General features: G+C 65.6%; 12 protein-coding genes and 1 tRNA gene. 5 read left to right on the top strand and 8 right to left on the bottom strand.

Annotated elements, in window-relative coordinates; all coding sequences use genetic code 11:
- Positions 1-387 precede the first annotated feature (387 nt).
- Genes F5544_RS16230 through F5544_RS16215 form a run of 4 tightly spaced genes read left to right on the top strand, consistent with a single transcriptional unit; the run spans position 388 to position 5,477 of the window.
- On the top strand, positions 388-1,587 hold the full coding sequence (locus F5544_RS16230) for a DUF7373 family lipoprotein (RefSeq protein ID WP_167473964.1): 1,200 nt from the start codon (positions 388-390) through the stop codon (positions 1,585-1,587).
- Positions 1,588-1,594: 7 nt separating this feature from the next.
- The gene (locus tag F5544_RS16225) at positions 1,595-2,818 is read left to right on the top strand and encodes a DUF7373 family lipoprotein (protein WP_167473963.1); all 1,224 of its coding nucleotides are present in this window, start codon (positions 1,595-1,597) and stop codon (positions 2,816-2,818) included.
- Positions 2,818-3,990, top strand: a complete 1,173-nt coding sequence (locus F5544_RS16220) for a DUF7373 family lipoprotein (RefSeq protein WP_167473962.1) — start codon at positions 2,818-2,820, stop codon at positions 3,988-3,990. The genes F5544_RS16225 and F5544_RS16220 overlap by 1 nt, the downstream gene beginning before the upstream one ends.
- Positions 3,991-4,034: 44 nt before the next feature.
- Complete coding sequence (locus F5544_RS16215; protein ID WP_167473961.1) at positions 4,035-5,477, top strand: serine/threonine-protein kinase; 1,443 nt, start codon at positions 4,035-4,037, stop codon at positions 5,475-5,477.
- Positions 5,478-5,480: 3 nt separating this feature from the next.
- Here F5544_RS16215 and polA read toward each other — a convergent pair whose 3' ends face one another.
- The 8 genes from polA to F5544_RS16175 all read right to left on the bottom strand — a co-directional run bounded on the left by polA (position 5,481) and on the right by F5544_RS16175 (position 16,390).
- The gene (polA, locus tag F5544_RS16210) at positions 5,481-8,213 is read right to left on the bottom strand and encodes a DNA polymerase I (RefSeq protein WP_167473960.1); all 2,733 of its coding nucleotides are present in this window, start codon (positions 8,211-8,213) and stop codon (positions 5,481-5,483) included.
- Between the two features lie 76 nt (positions 8,214-8,289).
- Positions 8,290-9,966 carry a DUF885 domain-containing protein gene (locus tag F5544_RS16205; protein ID WP_238847272.1) on the bottom strand — a complete coding sequence of 559 codons (1,677 nt, stop codon included), beginning with the start codon at positions 9,964-9,966 and terminating at the stop codon, positions 8,290-8,292.
- Between the two features lie 42 nt (positions 9,967-10,008).
- The gene (locus F5544_RS16200; protein ID WP_167473958.1) at positions 10,009-10,773 is read right to left on the bottom strand and encodes an ABC transporter ATP-binding protein; all 765 of its coding nucleotides are present in this window, start codon (positions 10,771-10,773) and stop codon (positions 10,009-10,011) included.
- Positions 10,773-11,768, bottom strand: coding sequence for an ABC transporter ATP-binding protein (locus F5544_RS16195; RefSeq protein WP_167473957.1), 996 nt, complete (start codon positions 11,766-11,768; stop codon positions 10,773-10,775). The genes F5544_RS16200 and F5544_RS16195 overlap by 1 nt, the downstream gene beginning before the upstream one ends.
- A complete protein-coding gene (locus F5544_RS16190) occupies positions 11,765-13,192 on the bottom strand; it encodes a branched-chain amino acid ABC transporter permease (protein ID WP_167473956.1) in 1,428 nt (475 codons plus the stop codon). The genes F5544_RS16195 and F5544_RS16190 overlap by 4 nt, the downstream gene beginning before the upstream one ends.
- Positions 13,189-14,226 carry a branched-chain amino acid ABC transporter permease gene (locus tag F5544_RS16185; protein WP_167473955.1) on the bottom strand — a complete coding sequence of 346 codons (1,038 nt, stop codon included), beginning with the start codon at positions 14,224-14,226 and terminating at the stop codon, positions 13,189-13,191. Before F5544_RS16185 ends, F5544_RS16190 begins: the two co-directional genes overlap by 4 nt.
- A gap of 100 nt (positions 14,227-14,326) precedes the next feature.
- Entirely contained in the window at positions 14,327-15,574 is a 1,248-nt protein-coding gene (locus F5544_RS16180) for a branched-chain amino acid ABC transporter substrate-binding protein (RefSeq protein ID WP_428847146.1), read from the bottom strand.
- Between the two features lie 192 nt (positions 15,575-15,766).
- A complete protein-coding gene (locus tag F5544_RS16175; RefSeq protein WP_167473954.1) occupies positions 15,767-16,390 on the bottom strand; it encodes an ANTAR domain-containing response regulator in 624 nt (207 codons plus the stop codon).
- A 222-nt stretch (positions 16,391-16,612) separates the two neighbouring features.
- Between F5544_RS16175 and F5544_RS16170 the strand changes: the two genes are divergently transcribed.
- Positions 16,613-16,699 (top strand) — tRNA-Leu (locus tag F5544_RS16170).
- Positions 16,700-17,137 lie beyond the last annotated feature (438 nt).

Genomic DNA, 17,137 nt, shown 5'->3' with positions numbered 1-17,137 from the left:
CCCGCAGCGAGGGGGCCGGTCCGAATCAGGCCCCGCTGCGGCGGGTTACTACGAGAATTAGCCGACGCGCCACCATCGCGGTGGGCGGAATTAGCGCGGCGCGGTCGCGGTCTGCGACATTCGCTGCCGCACTGTGGCGGTCGGTCGGATTCGGCACGCGATCGACAATAGGCGTCCGCCGGTGTATTGGCAACGATATTTCGCGTCCGTTTTGCCACAGTTTTCGCTACCCGCGAGTATCATCGCCGCACGTCATGGGCTTGGTAGCCCGAGGGCATCGGTCGGCGGCACGATCGATCCTCCTCGCCCGCACCCCGACGGCGGCGTAGCATCCGATCAGGACCACGCTTCGGGGGAATCGTGCAATCGGCCGTTCCATGGGCATCGTTGCGCGCGGCGAGTCTGCTCTGCCTCGTCGGCGCGCTGGTGATCGCTTGCGGCTCAGTGGTTTCCGGGACACCCGTGCGGCAGGAGGCCGATCTGTCGCGGCTGGAGGTCGGCAACTACCCCACCGTCCCGCGCCACCTCGGCACGGCGAAGACCTTGAAACAGGGCAGGATTCGCGAATCGCAGCGACTGGCCGACTATGTCGCGCTGCCGTTCGAGGCCGATCCGAGCTACACCGAGGACAGCACCGGCGGGATCCAACGGCATATCGTGCTCGATTCGAAGGGTATGGGCAATCTCGTCATCAACGACACCTTCGACGATGTGGCGAAGGATCTGGTGGCGGGCTGGGTGAACCGTTGGGATACCGGCGGCCCGCCCGAGGCTCCCCGGCGCACGCTGGCTATCGCGGTGCTGGAATTCCCGGACGCCGCCACCGCGAGCATCGTCGCGGCGACGCTCGAGCACGACGATTTCACCTACCACAGCACCAACCTGCCCTGGTACATGGCCGATAGCGAACCGGTGTCGTTCCCGAAGTATCAAGGGACCAAGGCACATTGGCGCCCACCGACACCCGCGCTCGTGTCATGGACCGTCCGCGACCGCTATGTGGTCTTCGTCAAGATCATCGACGATACCGCCGCACCCGACCTGCCCGCGCTGATCGGCCGGACCGAACACATGCTGGACGTGGCGCTGCCGCTGCTGGACCAATTCCGGCCCACCCCGGCCGATCAGCTGAGATCCCTTGCGCTGGACCCGGATGACGTCCTGGCGCGCACGCTGGCGACCAATCCGGACTTCCTCTGGCGGCCCGACCCGGACGGTGTATTCACCGGGCGCGGCGCGGTTTTCGGCCTCGAGTCCACGAATCTGGACTTCCTGACGACCGGGGATATCGACCGGATCGCCTTCGGCGACACCACCGTGTTCCGCAGCCGATCGGCCGCGGGCGCACGGCGGATCTGGCAGAAGTGGGCCGACGAACTGCGCACCGACCAGAACCGGCAGATGATCGATCCGCCGAAGGGTATCGACGGCGAGATCGTCTGCGCTCGGCCGAATCAGCAGAGCCAATTCGATGTGTTCCTATGCATTTTCCAAGTCGACCGATGGACGGTGCAGGCGCCGGGCCGCCAATCGCAGGACCTGTTCCAGAAGGTCAGCGCGCAGTACGCGTTGCTGACGAGAAGGTGAGCGGCGCATGGGATTTCCCCGAAACCGCGGCTTGGCGCTGGTGGCGCTCGCCGCCCTCGCCGCCGCAGCGTGTGCCGCGACGACGAGCGGGCAGCCCCATCCGGGACCGACACCGGCGGATCTGTCGGCGCTCGACACCGGCCCATTCCAGGCCGCCCCCTTCGACTTCCGGCCGCGGCTGCAAACCAAGGACGACGTCTTCCATATAGAGGCCCGCCGGATGATGGGATACCTGCTCTCGCCGCACGAGGTCGATCCGCAGCTGAACCAGCTCGACGACGCCCGTATCGTCGACGAGACGAGCTTCGGCGAGCAACCGTACGCACCGTTACCCGAGCAGTACGGGGCGGTGGCGACCCGGCATCATCTCATTTGCGGTGCGCTCGTCACCCGCACGAATAACAAATCACGCGAACGCAAAACGATGACGATCGTGCTGTTGCGCTTTCCATCCGCGGACGAAGCGCGCGCCGCCGCAATGGAATTCGCGGCAACACCGCTCAACGACCGCACCGACCGGCACGATATCGCGCTGCCGGATATCGCGGGCGCGAGCGCATGGTCGAATACCGACGTCAAGGGTTTCGCCTTCGCCGCGCACGGCGACTACGCCGTGCTGAGCTTGGCCGCCGTGCCCAGACCGGACCCGAATGCGCTTGCGGCGCAGTTCGAAACGATGTTCCGAGCGCAGTTCGCCCGGCTGGAGCAGCTCACCCCGACACCGGTGGACGATATCCTCGATCTGCCATCGGCCACCGAACCGCTGATGCGGCTGGCGCTGCCGCTGTCCAAGAAGGCGGGCACGAGCTTCAGCCTTTTCGACGCCACCATCGGCATATACACCCCGGCGGGGGAACTGCATTTCGAACGCGACGCCACCGTCGCCGGTAGGGCGTTCACCGACGCCGGCGTCGACCTGGTCGCCCACAATGACGGAATCGTTTACCGAACACGGGATTTCGATTCCGCGGTGAAATTGCAGACGGCGTTGACCGCGCCCGGCCGCAACGACGACGAGATCGATCCGCCGCACGGAATCACCGACGCCCACTGCCTCGCACTCGCCGACCCGGAGCCGATCCGGCACGATTCGTATCTGTGCGCGGTGGCCGTCGGCAGGTACGTCGGGGTGGTCGGCGAGGAGTACGCGTTCGGCGAACGGATGGCCCCGACGTTCTATCAGCGGGTCGCCGCGCAGTACGCGATATTGGCTCGGGCGGAGCGAATGTGATGGCGCGGCAGCGATATTCGATCACGGCAATGCTGACGTGCACGCTGCTGCTCACCGCGGCGGGCTGCGATTCCGGCTCCGGTCCACCCGCCGTCGACCTGGCGAAGCTGGACTCCGGCAACTACCTCACCACGCCGCGCACCATCGCGCCGACCGCGCAAACCGGCGCGATCCAGGAGTCGGTCGAACTCGCGAAACACCTTCCGCTGATCCTGGATATCGACAGCCGAATGGTTTTCGGCAACGCCACCAGCGGCAATTTCGCATTCACCGCCGACCACCCGCCGCCGGTCGAACCCATTTATCACATCGACGATTTCAATGCCGCCGCACCCGGTTTGATCGCCGGATTCCGAACCGGGGGGCAGCGCAGGATCTCCTACGCGCTCGGGCTGGAGGCCCAACTCGGCGTACTGCGTTTCGGAACGCCCGACCAGGCCGGGCACGCACTGTCCCTCCTCGCCGGAGCCCAAGCGGCGCAACCGAATACCACCGATACGTCGATTCCGGCGTATCCGGATGCCAGGGCCGAGATCAACGAGTACGGGTCCGTCATGACCTGGCTCGTCCGCGATACCTACCTGGTGTGGACCATTGTCGAGGACAACCTCGCTCCGGCGCCGGATCCGGTGCCGCTGAGTCGATTCACCGCGCGGATCTACGACAAACTTTTCGAAATGCTCCGCGACTATCACCCGACAGCACCGGATCGGCTGGCCACGCTCCCGGCCGATGTCGACGGCCTGCTCGGCCGCACCCTGCCGAGTCCGAAAGTGTCCGACTGGACACCGGCGATCTTGACGCCAAGGGCCGCACTGCATCTCGACTATTACCCCGCGCAGACCAGCCGGATATTCGCCGACGCGAAGGTCGATCTGGTAGCGATCGACCGTTCGACGATCACCCGGGCCGGGGACCGGCCGGCCGCGGCCCGGCTGCTGGCCGCCTACGTCGACCAATTGGCCGGCGACTACGGACCATTCGACGGACCGCCCGGATTGCCGGGCGCCAAATGCCTGAAGAAGCTCGATGATCCGGTCGGGCCCGCGGTCGTCACCTATACCTGTTTCATCGGCTACGACCGGTATGTGGCGCAGGTGTGGGCCGAACAGCCGCAGGACCTCTATCAAGAGGCGGCCGCGCAATACAAGCTGCTCGCGGCCGGGCACTGATGGTTGCTAAATTCTGGACAACCCCTACCAGGTAGGAGAGTCGAATGCCGTTGCCTCCCGGTGCGATCGTGGGCGGCTACCGGATCGTTCGCGTGCTCGGCGCCGGTGGCATGGGTACGGTCTACCTGACCCAGGACCCGATTCTGCCGCGCCGGGACGCGCTGAAGGTGCTCAATGCCGACCTGAGCGAAAACGCGGAATTCCGAGCGCGTTTCGAACGTGAGGCGAATCTGGCCGCCGCGCTGGATCATCCGAATATCGTCGCGGTCTACAGCCGCGGTGAGGCGGACGGACAGCTGTGGATCGCCATGCAGTACGTCGACGGCACCGACGCGGCGCGGGAAATCGCGCGCGGATCGGCGGTCATGACGCCGCAGCGCGCCCTGCGCATCGTCACCGAGGTGGGCAAGGCGATCGACCACGCCCATCGGCGCGGACTGTTGCACCGCGACATCAAACCCGGGAACTTCCTGCTCGCCGAGGTCGACGGCGAGGAGGAACGGGTACTGCTCACCGATTTCGGTGTCGCGAAACCCATGGTGGACGGCCAGGAACTCACCGAAACGGGCGACTTCCTCGCCACCGCCGCCTACGCGTCACCGGAACAGCTGCTGGGTCACAAACTGGATCACCGCTCGGATATCTACAGCCTGGGCTGCGCCTTCTACAAGCTGCTCACCGGACAAAGCCCGTATCCGTACGCGTCGCCCACCGAGATCGTGCTCGGCCATATCAACGAGCCGCCACCGCGGCCGAGCGCGGTGCGGCCCGAACTGCCGCCGGCGCTGGACGCGGTGATCGCCCGCGCCATGGCGAAGGATCGCGGCGACCGGTATTCCAGTTGCCGGGAGCTGGCGCAGGATGCGGCGGCGGCCTTCGCCGATTCCCGGGCAGCGCAACCTGATTCGGCGACTCGGCGCCTGCCGGACAAGCCGCCGCGCCTGTCCCGGTTACGGAAGTTCTTGCTGCCCGCGATATTCGGGGTGGTCATCGCGCTGGTGGTCGGCGCGGCAACGTATTTCCTCACCGATCACGGCGGCAGCGGTCCCGCAGCGGACCGGGCCGCGCAGATTCGGGCCGGACATCCCGAATTCGCCGACAAGCAGATCGCCGCCTTCCTGGTGACCGATACCGATCTCTCGGTCTTCCTCGACCCGAGTGATCAGGCGCGATTCCTGCAAGCCATCGGCTTCGTCTACAGCCGCGAATACCGGGCCACCGGCGGCGAGAAATCCCCGCGGCTGCTCGCGCTCAGCAGCTTCGTGCTGAGCACGCCGGTCGACGTCGTACTGGTGCTGCGCGCCGACCGGAGCGCGGGCGGCGGCGGGCTGGCCGGACTGCCGCACGGCCTTGTCGACAACCCGAATTCGAAAGTCGCCGTGGTAGACGATGTTTCGGCGGTGCAGGGCTTCCGCGTCTGGACCGATCAGTCGCCGGATACCGCCGCGGGCAAGGTGGTGCCCGCGCTGGCGAAAGCCCTGCACTGAGACTCAGTGCGCGGCGGCGTCCCAGCTGCGGCCGACGCCGACCGAAACCTCCAGGGGCACCGAGAGTTCGATGGCGGCGGACATCTGCTCGCGGGCGAGGGTTTCCAATGCCTCGCGCTCACCATCGGCGACCTCGAAGAGGAGTTCGTCGTGGATCTGCAGCAGCATCCGGGAGCGCAGGCCCGCCGCGCCGATCGCCTTGTGCACGTTGATCATCGCCACCTTGATGATGTCGGCGGCGGTGCCCTGGATGGGGGCGTTGAGCGCCATGCGTTCGGCGGCCTCGCGGCGCTGACGGTTGCTGGAATCCAGATCGGGCAGATAGCGCCTGCGGCCGAACAGGGTTTCGGTGTAGCCGACCTTACGGGCCTGCTCGACCACCTCGTAGAGGTAGTCGCGGATGCGGCCGAACCGGGCGAAGTAGACGTCCATCTGCTCCTTCGCCTCGGCCGTGCTGATCTTCAGCTGCGCCGACAGACCGTAGGAGCTCAGGCCGTAGGCCAGGCCGTACGACATGGCCTTGATTCGCCGCCGCATCTCCGGATTCACCTCGGAGATCGGGATGTCGAATGCCTTGGACGCGACGAAGGTGTGCAGGTCTTCACCGGAATTGAAGGCCTCGATCAGGCCCTCGTCGCCGGACAGGTGGGCCATGATGCGCATCTCGATCTGGCTGTAGTCGGCCGTCATCAGCGACTGGTAGCCGGAGCCGACCACGAAGGTGTCGCGGATCTGCCTGCCGGTATCGGTGCGGATCGGGATGTTCTGCAGATTCGGCTCGGTGGACGACAGGCGCCCGGTGGCGGCGATGGTCTGGTTGAACGTGGTGTGGATCCGGCCGTCCGGCGCAACGGATTTCAGCAGACCCTCCACCGTCACCTTCAGGCGGGTGGCGTCGCGGTGCGCGAGCAGATGTTCCAGGAAGGGGTGCTCGGTCTTCTCGAACAGCGATTCCAGCGCGTCGGCGTCGGTGGTGTAACCGGTCTTGGTGCGCTTGGTCTTCGGCATGTCGAGTTCGTCGAACAGCACCACCTGCAACTGTTTGGGCGAGCCCAGGTTGATCTGCTTGCCGATCACGTCGTATGCGGCGTTCGCCGCGGCGTTAACCCGGTCGCTGAATTGCCGGTGCAGCGTCTCCAGCTGATCGGTGTCGACCGCGATGCCCGCCTCCTCCAGCGTGGCGAGCACGCCGAGCAGCGGCAGCTCCATCTCGGCGAGCAGCGGGGTGGATTCGATCTGCTCCAGTTCGGTGTCGAGCGCGGCGGCCAGATCGACGACCGCCCTGGCCCGCAGCATCTCGGCCTGCGCCAGCTCGGCGTCGGCCGCGCCCTCCTCGTCGAGCAGGGAGAGCTGTGGCGCCGCATCGGTTTCGGCGCGCAGCTCGCGGCGCAGGTAGCGCAGCGACAGATCGTCGAGGTTGAAACTGCGCTGGCCGGGCCGGACCAGGTAGGCGGCCAGCGCGGTATCGCTGGTGAGCCCGCCGAGGGTCCAGCCGCGCCCGCGCAGCGCGTGCATGGCGGCCTTGGCCTCGTGCAGCGCCTTCGGCACCGCCGGGTCGGCGAGCCAGGTGCCCAGCGCCGCCTCATCTTCCGGGGTGAGCACGCTGACATCGATGTAGCCGCTCTCGCCGTCGGCGGCGGCGATGGCGAGCGCGCGCACGTCACCATCCGCGGGAGTGCCGGTGCCGACGATCGAAACGCCGTGCCGCACACCGGCTTCCGCATGCTCGGCGAGCCAGCCGGCGACCGCGCCGACCTCCAGCGCCGCACCGCTGATCTCGAATCCGGCCTCGGCCTCCGGCTCCGGCGGCGCTAGGGTTTCGAACAACCGGTCGCGCAGCACCCGGAATTCCAGATCGTCGAACAGCTGGTGGATCTTCTCCCGATCCCACGGGCCCTGCGCCAGCTGCTCCGGCGTGTACGGCAGCGGGACGTCGCGCACCATCTCGGTGAGCTGACGGTTCAGCACCACGCTGCTCAGGTTGGCGCGCAGCGCGTCACCGACCTTGCCCTTCACCTCGTCGACCTTGTCCACCAGCGTGTTCAGATCACCGTATTCGCGAATCCACTTGGCCGCGGTCTTCTCCCCGACGCCGGGAATGCCGGGCAGGTTATCGCTCGGGTCGCCGCGCAGCGCCGCGTAATCCGGATACTGATTCGGGGTGAGACCGTATTTGGCCTGCACCTCCTCGGGGGTGAACCGGGTGAGATCCGAGACGCCCTTGCGCGGATAGAGCACCGTGACATCGTCGTTGACCAGCTGGATCGAGTCGCGGTCACCGGAGACGATCAAAATCCGGAAGCCCTCGGCCACCGCCTGCGTGGTGATGGTGGCGATGATGTCGTCGGCCTCGAAGCCCTCGATCGCCATCACCGCGATGCCGAGCGCGCCGAGCACGTCCTTGGTGAGTTCGACCTGCCCGCGGAATTCGTCGGGGGTGGCATTGCGGTTCGCCTTGTATTCCGGGTACGCCTCGGTGCGGAAGGTCTTGCGGTTCACGTCGAAGGCGGCCGCGATATGCGTCGGCTTCTCGTCGCGCAGCAGGTTGATCAGCATCGCGGTGAAGCCGTACACCGCGTTGGTGGTCTGCCCGGTGACCGTTTTGAAGTTCTCCGCGGGCAGCGCGAAGAACGCGCGGTAGGCAATCGAATGCCCGTCCAGCAGCAGCAGGGTCGGCCGGTCCGTCCCGGACGCGGTGGCGGAACGCTCAGCAGTCGTCGGTGAACTCACGCGCATGAGTCTAGGGACCGGCACCGACAAGGGGAGACGCCGACACCACCGAGTTGGGATCGGCGTCTCTCCGGCCGAGTTGCTAGAGCGTCGCCACGAGTTCCCGGAGCACCGGCAGGCTCACCGAACCCGAGCCGAGCACCACATCGTGGAACGCCTTGATATCGAAGGCCGCGCCGAGCCGCTCGGCGGCCTGCCTGCGCTGGCGGCGGATCTCGAGCTGCCCGACCTTGTAGCCGACGGCCTGACCCGGCATGCCGATGTAGCGGTCCACCTCCGTGGTGATCTCCTGCACGCCCACCGGCGCGTTGGCGATCATGAAGTCGATGGCCTGCTGCCTGGTCCAGCCCTTCGCGTGCAGTCCGGTGTCCACCACCAGGCGGCAGGACCGCCACGAATCACCGGCGAGCATCCCGACCCGGCCGAGATCGTCGGCGTACAAACCCATTTCGTCGGCGAGGCGCTCGGTGTACAGCGCCCAACCCTCGACGAACGCGGTGTTCGCGAAGGACTGCCGCTGGAAGCGCGGCAGGTGGTCGAGTTCGTTGGCGATGGTCAGTTGCAGATGATGGCCCGGAATGGCCTCGTGGTAGGCGATGGACGTTGTCTCGTAACGGTGTTTGCTCGCCGGGTCGTGCACGTTGACGAAGTACGCTCCGGGTCGCGAACCATCGGCCGCGGGCGGAAAGTAGTACGCCGCAGGCGAATCCGCCGCCAGGAATTCGGGAATCTCGACGATGTCGCATGATTCGCGCGGCAGCCTGCCGAACCAGTTGCCCATCTCCGCATTCGCCGCCGCCAGCGCGGCACGCGCGTCGGCCATGATCTCCGCGCCGCTGGTGTAGCGCAGCGCCGGATCCTGGCGCAGCCTGCGGAAGATCTCCGCGACATCGCCCGTCCCGAACAGCCGCTGCCCTACCTCGGCGTACTCGTCGCGCAATAGCTTCAGCTCGGACAGCCCGAGTTCGTGTATCTCCTCCGCACCGAGATCCGGAAGCGTTGTGTGCCTGCGCAGTTCGCGCCGGTAGATATCCTCGCCGTCGCCGCCGAGCCAGCACAGGCCCGGTTTATCGTCCGGCCTGCTGGCCGGGCGCAGATCCGCCGCCAGCGCGTCACGATAGCGCTGGAAGGCGGGACGGATACCGTCGCGCACCACGTCCACGAGCTGGTCGCGCCAGGCCGCCTCGCCGTCCCAGTTCGCCGGACCGCCAAGGGAGGCAAAGGGATCCGATGCGATATCGGAGGCGAGGTAGCCGTCCAGCTGATTCAGCGAACGCTCGATGGTGATCCGCGGCGGCGTCCGGCCCGCGGCCAGCCCGGCGCGGAATCGCTCCACGGCCCGATCCAGCATGGTCCCGAACTGCTTGTAGCGCTCCAGCAGTGCGAGCGCGTTCGCCGGTTCGGGTGCGTTGGTCTGCGGGGCGATCATCAGCAGTTCCGCGTGTACACCGTCCATCTGGTCGGAGGCCAGCTCCACCGGCCGCCACTCGAGATGGTCCACCGAACCGGTCAGCTCGGCGCGCAGCAGGCTGCGCGTCACCCGATCGGTGGCGTCGAGACCGGCCGGATCGATGGCGTCGACCTCGGCGAGCAACCCGCGATGCGCGGTGAGCAGCCGCTGTTCGGCGGCCTCCGACGGGTCCTCGATGCGGTCGTCGAACCGCCGGTCCCCCAGCAACGTCGCCTGACTCGGGAACGCTTCCAGGAAACTATCCCAGTAGCGATCGGCCAGACTGATCAATTCGTCGTGCCCGTTCATGAAACCGATCATGCCCGAGCAGGCGACGTCACCGCAGCGGCTTTACGCGACGCCGAGGTAGGCGGACTTCACGGCGGGATCGGTGAGCAGTTCCCGCCCCGATCCCGTCTTGGTGACCTCACCGGTCTCCAGGATGTACGCGCGATCGCTGCGCGCCAGCGCCTGGCGCGCGTTCTGCTCCACCAGCAGCACCGTGGTGCCCTGCTGGTTGATCTCGCTGATGATCCGGAAGATCTGCTGAATCACCATGGGCGCCAACCCCATCGACGGTTCGTCGAGCAGCAGCAGCCGGGGCCGGGCCATCAGCGCCCGTCCGATGGCCAGCATCTGCTGCTCACCGCCGGACAGCGTGCCGCCGACCTGTCTACGCCGCTCGGCCAGGCGCGGGAACAGGTGGAGCACCCAGCCCAGGGTTCTCGCGTATTCCGCCTTCTCCTTGAAAACCCTGGAGTAGCAACCCATATCGAGGTTTTCCTGCACGGTCATCCCGGGGAAGACACCGCGGCCCTCCGGCGCCTGGATGAGCCCGAGACCCACCCGCTCATGCGCCTTCATCTTGGTGATGTCGCGGCCCTCGAACCGGATTCGCCCCCGGGTGAGCGGCAGCAGGCCGGACAGCGCGCGCATGGTCGTCGTCTTGCCCGCGCCGTTCGCGCCGAGCAGGGTGACGAGTTCACCCGGCGCCACCTGCAGCGAAATCCCGTGCAGCGCCTGGATTCTGCCGTAGTTGACGACCATGTCGTCGACCTCGAGCAAATACTGCGACTGCGACGTGCTGGACTGCTCGTTCGGCTTCGTTTGCACCATCACTGCTCCTGTCCGCCGGTCGGCTCGGCGAGGATCTGCTCGATTTCGTCGTCGGGCACACCGAGGTAGGCCGCGATGACATCCGGGTTGTCCCGGATGTCGGCGGGCAGCCCATCGGCGATCTTGCGGCCGAACTCCAGCACGACGATCCGATCGGTCACCCCCATCACCAGTCGCATATCGTGCTCGATCAGGAGCACGGTGAAACCGTCGTCGCGGATCTTGCGGATCAGATCCATCAGCGCCGATTTCTCGCTGGGGTTGAAGCCGGCCGCGGGCTCGTCGAGGCACAGCAGCTTCGGTTCGGTGGCCAGCGCCCTGGCGATCTCCAGCCTGCGCTGATCGCCGTACGGCAGATTGCGCGCCTTCTCCACCGCCCGCGGCGCGATGCCGACGAATTCGAGCAGCGCCATCCCGCGCTCGATGGCGTCGCGCTCCTCCCGCCGGTGTCGCGGGGTGCGCAGCACCGCGCCCGGCACCGAGGTGCGGTGCCGGGCGTCGGTGCCGACCACCACGTTCTCCAGCGCCGTCATCTCGCCGAACAACCGGATGTTCTGGAAGGTGCGCGCGATACCGAGCCTGGTGATGGCGTTGCGCTTGGTCTTGGTCAGCGGCTTGCCGTCGAAGTACACCGTGCCGCCCGACGGCCGGTACACGCCGGTGATCGCGTTGAAGCAGGTGGTCTTGCCCGCGCCGTTGGGTCCGATGAGCCCGAGGATCTCACCGCGGCGGATCTCGAAACTCACGTCGTCGAGCGCGGTGAGGCCGCCGAACTTGACCGTGAGACCCTCGGTGCGCAGCAGCGGCTCACCGACCGCGGTCTCGATATCCCGATGCGGTGCGACGACTTCCGCGACCGTTTCGGCATCGGCGAGCTCCGGGGCGACCGCCGAGACATCGACGACGCCCGCGCTGGACTCCGTCTGCTCCTGGGTGTAGCCCGCCGCCATATCCTCGTTGTCGAACAGCGCGCCACCCGCGCCAGGCCCGGTCATCCCTGCGCTCCAATCGCTTTGGCGCCGAACGGTTTGCGCACGGCCTGATACACCTGACGCCCGAAGGTGAGCAGCTTCTGCCGCACCGGGAACAGACCCTGCGGCTTGAAGATCATCAACACCATCAGCGTGATGCCGAAGAAGAGGTATTTGAAGTCGCCGAGCGACTGCGCGCCCTGCTCGTGGAACTTCAGCACATTGCCGAGAATCACCAGCAGTACGACGACCACGACCGCGACGCCGCCGAGATAGCCGTACCTGACCCGGTTCTCCGCATCACGAATCCGCCTGCGCCACACCATGACCAGCGCGACGATCACCGCGATCGTCACGATCAGCATCACATAGCCGAGCACGCTCTGGCCCACCGCCTGCACCGAGAGCAACCGGTTCGGCAGGTACACGATGATGAACGCGCCGACGATCACACCGAGCTTGTTGCCCTGACCGCCGATCACCACCGCGCACAGGAACAGCATCGAGTTGATGACGTTGAAGCCGGTCGGATTGATGAACTGCACCTGCCCCGCGTACAGCGCACCGGACAGACCGCCGATCGCGGCGCCGATCATGAACGCCCACAGCTTGAATTTGAAGGTGGGCACCCCCATGATCTCGGCCGCGTCCTCGTCCTCCCGGATGGCGACCCAGGCCCGGCCGACCCGGCTGCGCTCCAGATTCCCGACGATCAGCAGGGCGACGATCACCAGCGCCATACCGACCCAGTACCACCAGATTCCGGAGTTCGCCTTATCGAAGATGTTGGAGCTGTTCGCATTTCCGACGTTACCCGCGGAGAACACGCCGTTCTGCTTCGTCGCCGACTCGCCGACGTGCGGATAGGCGATACCGGACAGCCCGAGGCTGCCGTTGGTGACATCGCCGAGGTTGTCGGCCAGCAGCCGGACGATCTCACCGAAGCCGAGGGTCACGATCGCCAGATAGTCGCCGCGCAACCGCAGCGTCGGCGAACCGAGGATCAAACCGGATACCGCGGTGACCGCCGCGGCCAGCGGCAGACAGGCCAGCCAGGCCCAATCCTTGTGCAGCCAGCCGTCGGTCTGATTCCACGGACTGTTGGGACTGGTCAGCAGGCCCACCGTGTACGCGCCGACGGCGTAGAAGCCGACATAGCCGAGATCGAGCAGACCCGCTTGTCCGACAACGACATTCAAACCGACGGCGATCAGCGCGTACATCGCGAACTGGGCCATCACCCCGCCGAAACTGGTACCCGGGGTGTCCAGGAACGGCGGCGGATACAGCGGTAGCAGGGCCAGCAGGATGATCGCCGGAACGCCGATCCCCCACTGCGCGGGCCGCGACAGACCCGACCACCAGCTGCGTAGCGCGTCACCGACGCCGTGCTTCTCCGGCACCTCCGGTGCGTTCTTGCCTTGCGGCTCAGCGGTTTTCACACTCATGCTCGTGCCCTCCCGAGACTTTCGCCGAGGATGCCGGTCGGCCGGATCATCAGCACCAGCACCAGCACCACGAATGCGACGACGTCACGCCATTCGGTGCCGAACAGGATCTGGCCGTAGTTCTCGGCCAGACCGAGCAGCAACCCACCGAGCAGCGCACCGCGCAGATTGCCGATACCGCCGAGCACCGCGGCGCTGAACGCCTTGATACCCAGGATGAACCCACCCGAGTAGATGATGCCGTTGGGAATCTTCATCGAATAGAGCAGCGCGGCCGCACCGGCCAGCACACCGCCGATGAGGAAGGTCAGCATGATGATCCGCTCCCGCGAAACACCCATCAGGGTCGCGGTATCCGGATCCTGTGCCACGGCCCGGATGCCGCGGCCGAACTTGGTCCGGTTGATCAGGATCTCGGTGGCCAGCGCCAAAACGATTGCGGCGACCACGATCACGATGGTCACGTTGGTGATATCCGCGCCGCCGAAACTGAACTGGATCGACGGTTCGACCAGCATGATCGGCTTCTGCGCGTTGGTGCCGCCCAGATCCGGCCAGATCTTCGGGATCACGAAGTGCACGATCTCCTGGATCACGAACGACGCGCCGATCGCGGTGATCAGGAAGATCAGCGGTTTCGCCCCCCGCTTGCGCAACGGCCGATAGGCCACCCGCTCCAAACCCACGGCCGCGCCGCCGGATACGGCCATGCCGATGATCATCGCCAAGGCCAGATAGGTGACGGTGAGGATGACACCCTGCGAATAGACATCACCGCTGGGCGAGAAGCCCAGCAGCATCAGCCCGACATACTGCCCGAACAAACCGAGCATGAAAATTTCGGAGTGGGCGAAATTGATCAGCCGCAAAACGCCGTAGACCAGGGTATAGCCGACAGCGACGAGTGCGTAGATGGCACCGTAGGACAATCCGTCGACGGTCAGTCGCCAGAACTGATCGATCACCCCTTGATAGTTGAAGTCGATCGATCCGGCAGCGAGTTGTACAACGCCGCCGACTGCTGTGGAAAACATTCTTTTATTCGCCCTCGCTTATTCGCCCTTTACGAAACAGCACGTATGGGGATTCACGCGACCCCATACGTGCTGCGCGATTTCGTGTCGGGCTACTTGGCTACTTGACCGTGTAAATCCAGATCAGCGCGTTGGCGAGCTCGCCGTTGGCACTCCACTTGTAATGCCGCGCCAGTCCGTCACCCTCGTAGTTGCGCACGAACTCGAGCAGATCGGGCCGGGTCACCTTGCCCGCATCGATACCCTTCGCCAGGATCGTCGCCAGATCGTAGGCCTCGACCGAGTACACACCCGACGCCATGTTGTTGAACGCCTGGTAGTCCTTCGCGAACTTCTCCGGAGCCGGACCACACGGGCAGGTCAGCGTCGCACCCTTGGCCGCGCTACCCGCCTGCGCGATGAACTGCGGGTCGTTCGTGCCGTCCGGGCCGACGAACACGGCCTTCACGCCACCCTGCTTCAACTGCTGGGCCAGCGGCGCGCCCTCCGCGTAGTAACCCGAGTAGAAGACGGCATCCGGATTCGCCGCCTTCACCTTGGTCACCGTCGCCGAGAAATCCTTGTCACCGGCCTTGATGCTGGCCGCGCACGCCGAATCGGCCGCACTGCCGAGACCCTCGGTGATCGACTTCGCCAAACCGGTGCCGTAATCGCTGTTGTCCTGGATGACACAGACCTTCTTGTAGCTCGCCGTGTTCACCAGGTACTTCGCCACCGAAGGGCCCTGCGTGTCGTCATTGGCCAGACCACGGAAGAAGCTGGTCCAGCCGTTCTGGGTGAGCGTCGCGTTGGTGGCCGACGCGGTGAGCGAGGCCAGACCCGCATCGCTGAGGATCTTGCCGGTCGCCTTCGTCTCACCAGAGAACGCCGGACCGACCAGACCGATGATCGACTTGTCGTTGACGATCTGCGGAATCACCTGGGTGGCCTTCTGCGGATCACCCTCGGTGTCGAACGACTTGATCTCGATCTTGCAATTCGGATTCGCCTTGTTGTGCTGATCGATAGCCAGCTTCGCGCCATTGTTGATATTGATGCCGAGCTGCGCGTTCGGGCCGGTCAACGCGCCGGCGAACGCGATGGTCACACCGGGAGCACAGGTGGCCTTGCCATCACCGGCCGGATCGGCGGCCTTCGCGGTCTCGGACTTCGGGACCTGCTTACCGTCCTTGTCCACCTGAGCCACCGGCTGGATCGACAGGCCGCTCGAAGCGCCCTCGCTGGTGCCGGAAGATTTGTTGTCGTTACCGGTCGATTTACTGCTACAACCCGTCAGCACCAGCGCCGCGGCAGCGCCGACCGCCAGCACACCAAGCGTCGTACGACCGCGCCATGTCGAACTAAGCACGTTTCACCTCTACGTCCTGTGCTCCCCCCGGCATCACCGAGAGGGGACCGACCACTGTCGGCCCGGTCAGAACATAGCGTTGGCACGTTAGATCCGCATCACATTCGGATCATGTCGATGACATTGCAACGAATTGTTCTTCGCCGCGAGGTTTCCGGTACGTAAAATTTCCAGCCGTGATGCTGGAACTTGTCACTGTGGCGTCAAGTTCTCCAAGACGACCTCCGCGACAGCCTTCATCGTCGTCCGCCGATCCATCGCCGTCCGCTGAATCCACTTGAACGCCTGCGGCTCCGACAACCCCTGCGTCTGCATCAAGACGCCTTTCGCCCGCTCCACCAACTTCCGCGTCTCCAAACGATCGGCCAGATTGGCCACCTCGCTCTCCAACGCGGTGATCTCATGGAACCGGCTCGCCGCCAACTCGATCGCCGGCACCAGATCCGACTTCGTGAACGGCTTCACCAGATACGCCATCGCCCCGGCATCCCGCGCCCGCTCCACCAGATCACGCTGGCTGAACGCCGTCAAAATCACCACCGGCGCAACACGTTTCGACGCGATCTCCGCCGCGGCATCGATACCGTCCCGACGCGGCATCTTCACATCCATGATCACCAGATCCGGCCGGTGCTCCACCGCTAGGTCGACAGCCTGCTGACCATCACCCGCCTCACCGACAACCTGATAGCCCTCCTCGGTCAACATCTCCACCAGATCCATCCGGATGAGCGCCTCGTCCTCGGCCACAACGACCCGCTTCGCCCCGGCTTCCCGCTTCACGCCGGCGCCCCCTGCTGTAGTCCGCTCACTCATAGGTAGACCCCTCTGGTTCCGATGCCTGTCCCGACACGCCGAACGCCAAGCCGTTGGAGCCCTACGGACCGACGACCCGTCATCGCGCAATCGAGTGATGTAAAGAGTACCTTTCAGTTGCGCATAGAACGCATATACCCTGCGCAAACCGTGCCGTGGCGCACACCGACGCAACCCATTCGGTGTTTTCGCCCTCCACCCGCTATAGTCGTCACCCGGTGCGCCGAGTTGGCGGAACTGGCAGACGCGACGGTCTCAAAAACCGTTGTCCGAAAGGACGTGTGGGTTCGAGTCCCACACTCGGCACCATTGGCGACGCATGTTCGCGCAAATCGCTCACCTTTGTGGTGCCTCGTCCTTTCTTCTGGGGGTGCGACCCCCAGACCCCGCCCGGGGGCTTGCCCCCGGACCCCCTTCTGTTGGGGTTGCGATTGGCTGTTCGATGCGGGCTTGGGCTTGGTTGCGGTTGGTTGCTCGTATTGAGTGCTTGTGGGTTTCGGTTGGATCGGCTGGCGTTGGGTCTGTGTGCGCCTGTCTGTTGGGTGGTGTCGCATTCGTTCATAGCTGCCGTATCCGTTCATCGCTGGCGCATCCGTTCATCGCTGCCGCACTCGGTCGTGGCTGGCGCACCCTGTTTGTCGCTGGCGCACCCTGTTTGCGAAAGTTCGCGGCGTGGCGGGCGGTGTGTCTTCTGACACAGGGTGTGGGGACCTTTTGTTTAGCTTTGGGCGCGTAGGTAATTGGAGT

The sequence above is a fragment of the Nocardia arthritidis genome (assembly GCF_011801145.1).
Classification (GTDB): Bacteria; Actinomycetota; Actinomycetes; order Mycobacteriales; family Mycobacteriaceae; genus Nocardia; species Nocardia arthritidis_A.
Note: the sequence above shows the minus strand (reverse complement) of the source record. Positions and strands in the feature narration are given on the sequence as shown.